Here is a 2,142-nt window from a genome sequence, read left to right on the forward strand (position 1 = left end):
GTCGAGCACCCAGACGACCGCGCCGGCGCTCTCGAGGATCGATCGGTAGCGCCGATCGGATTCCGCCGCGGCCAGACGGAATCGGGCTCGCTCGGCCTCGTTTCTCACTCGAGCGGTCAGCACCGTCGGGGATTCGTCACGAGCGACGACGTCGCTCGCTCCCGCCGCGAGCGCGCGGTCGGCGCAGTCGGCGTGGTCTGGGTCTGTACCGTCGGCGGAGTCAGCACGGTCCGTGCGGTCGTCGTCACTATCGAGTACAGCCACGATCGGCCGGTCGTCGGCTCCGGCGGCGAGGCGCTCGAGTAGTGTTCCTCTCGGTTCCGATCGTTCGCCGTCGTCGGCCGGGACGAACGGGCAGACGAGACAGTGTACCTCGCGCTCGGCGAGTCGCTCGCGGGCCCCCTCGAGCGTTCGCTCCCTGAGGAGCGAACCGCCCTCGAACCGGGAGGCGAGCGCCTCCGTCGCATCGTCGGCGGCAGCGGAATCGCCGACGACCAGGACGCAGCGGGCGTCACCGACGACGGTTGCGGTGCCGTTGCTCACTCAGCGGTCACCTCCAGTCTGGCCCGCTTCAGGTCTTGCGCCCCGGGTCGGTACCGTCCGGTCTGATCGACCCCTGATCGATGAATCGCCGGACGATCGGGTACCGGACGACCGAGAGCACTAACCGAGCAAGCAGCCACGAAAGCGGCCACGATACCGGCCGGATCGCTCTCACGCAAGATAACTATGGATCTCGTACCCGCGCGTCGCGGGGGAGTAGGCGGACTAACCACCGGATTCGTAGGCCGTTATGAGTACACTGTTATGATCGTTCTCGAACCGTGAGGACCGGGACCGGTGCGTTCCGGACGATCTCCTCGGCGACGCTGCCCGAGATGAGGTGATCGAGCCCGGATCGGCCGGCCGTCCCGACGATAATCATATCGACCGGGTTCGTCTCCGCGAAGTCGACGATCTGCTCTTGGGGGACGCCGTGACGGATGTCCGTAGTCACGTCGACACCCTCTCGAGTCGCCGACTCCTCGGCCTCCTCAGCGGCCGCGGCGGCCGCCTCCTCCGGATCGTTCCGGAGGCGATCCTGTTGATCCTCCGCGTGCGGGCCGTCCTCCGACACCGAGAGGACGTGCAGGGTCGCGTCGAGGTGATTCGCGAGTTCGATCCCGTGATCGGTCGCCCGACGGGCCGCGTCGCTCCCGTCCGTCGCGAGGAGTATACCCTGATACATCGGTCACCTATCCGTTCAAGCGACGGCCGGATACATCCCTGACCTGCCGTTGCCTGCCGGCTATCCGTCGATCGAACGCATCAAAACACCACCTCCCACTCGTGTCCGCAGCTGTGACACTCGAAGCGACGTTTCAACCCCGCATCAGTCACCGCTCGATCCGCTTCTTCTCCCGACTCCTCGAGACAGTTCGGGCAACGATATCGGCTCATGCTCGTCTCGCATCACCCAGTCCGATATAAAGAGCCGACTCGCTTCGGGAGGATTGCTACCAATTCGGACCGTTTCACACGGAATCCGATCGGTCGATCGGACCGCTGAATTCCGGACCGAACCATCGCGCCCTGAGCGTCGGTGTCAGAGCAAACCGCCGCGACGCAGGCGTCGGCATCAGAACAACACGAGGAACACGCGATGCAGATCGAAAACGACGATCGCGAGATACAGTTGCCCGATCCCGGCGGCGATCATCACGACGCCCGCGATCCGCTTGAGCAGGCCGGAGTAGGCCGCGAGCCGGCCGGCACCGGCGACGAGTCCCATCCCCGTTGCGACGGTCAACGCGACCATGAGCACGACGACGGTACCGACGTACGTCCCCAGGAGGACCACCGCGTCGGTCGTCGACAGCGATAAGGCACGGGTGACGACGCTGATGAACAGCGGCGCGACGCAGCCGGCCGACGCCAGCGCGTAGCCGACGCCGAAGACACCGAAGCCGAGCGTGCTCGAGCGACGCTTCGGGAGCGGGATCGAGAGCGACGGCGCGCGCCCGAGGACGATCAACGCGCCGAACCCGATCAGGACGAAACCGGCGATGGCTTCGAACCACTTGATCGACGACAGCGTCGACTGACCGACCCAGAACGTCGCCCCGAGCAGGGCGGTGAACGTGACGAGGACGCCGAGCCCCG

The 2,142-nt window shown here is 66.2% G+C and carries 2 protein-coding genes and 1 pseudogene; all 3 read right to left on the minus strand.

Annotated features, from left to right (window positions below):
* Positions 1 to 543: pseudogene (locus PGX04_RS26585) on the minus strand (hypothetical protein); the annotation flags it as partial.
* Between the two features lie 262 nt (positions 544 to 805).
* Positions 806 to 1,228 (minus strand): universal stress protein, encoded by a 423-nt coding sequence (locus PGX04_RS26590; RefSeq protein ID WP_273741241.1) that lies wholly within the window; start codon positions 1,226 to 1,228, stop codon positions 806 to 808.
* 390 nt (positions 1,229 to 1,618) lie between these two features.
* On the minus strand, positions 1,619 to 2,142 hold a 524-nt coding region (locus PGX04_RS26595; RefSeq protein ID WP_273741242.1), incomplete at its 5' end, for a cytochrome C biogenesis protein.

This window comes from Natrinema soli (assembly GCF_028618695.1).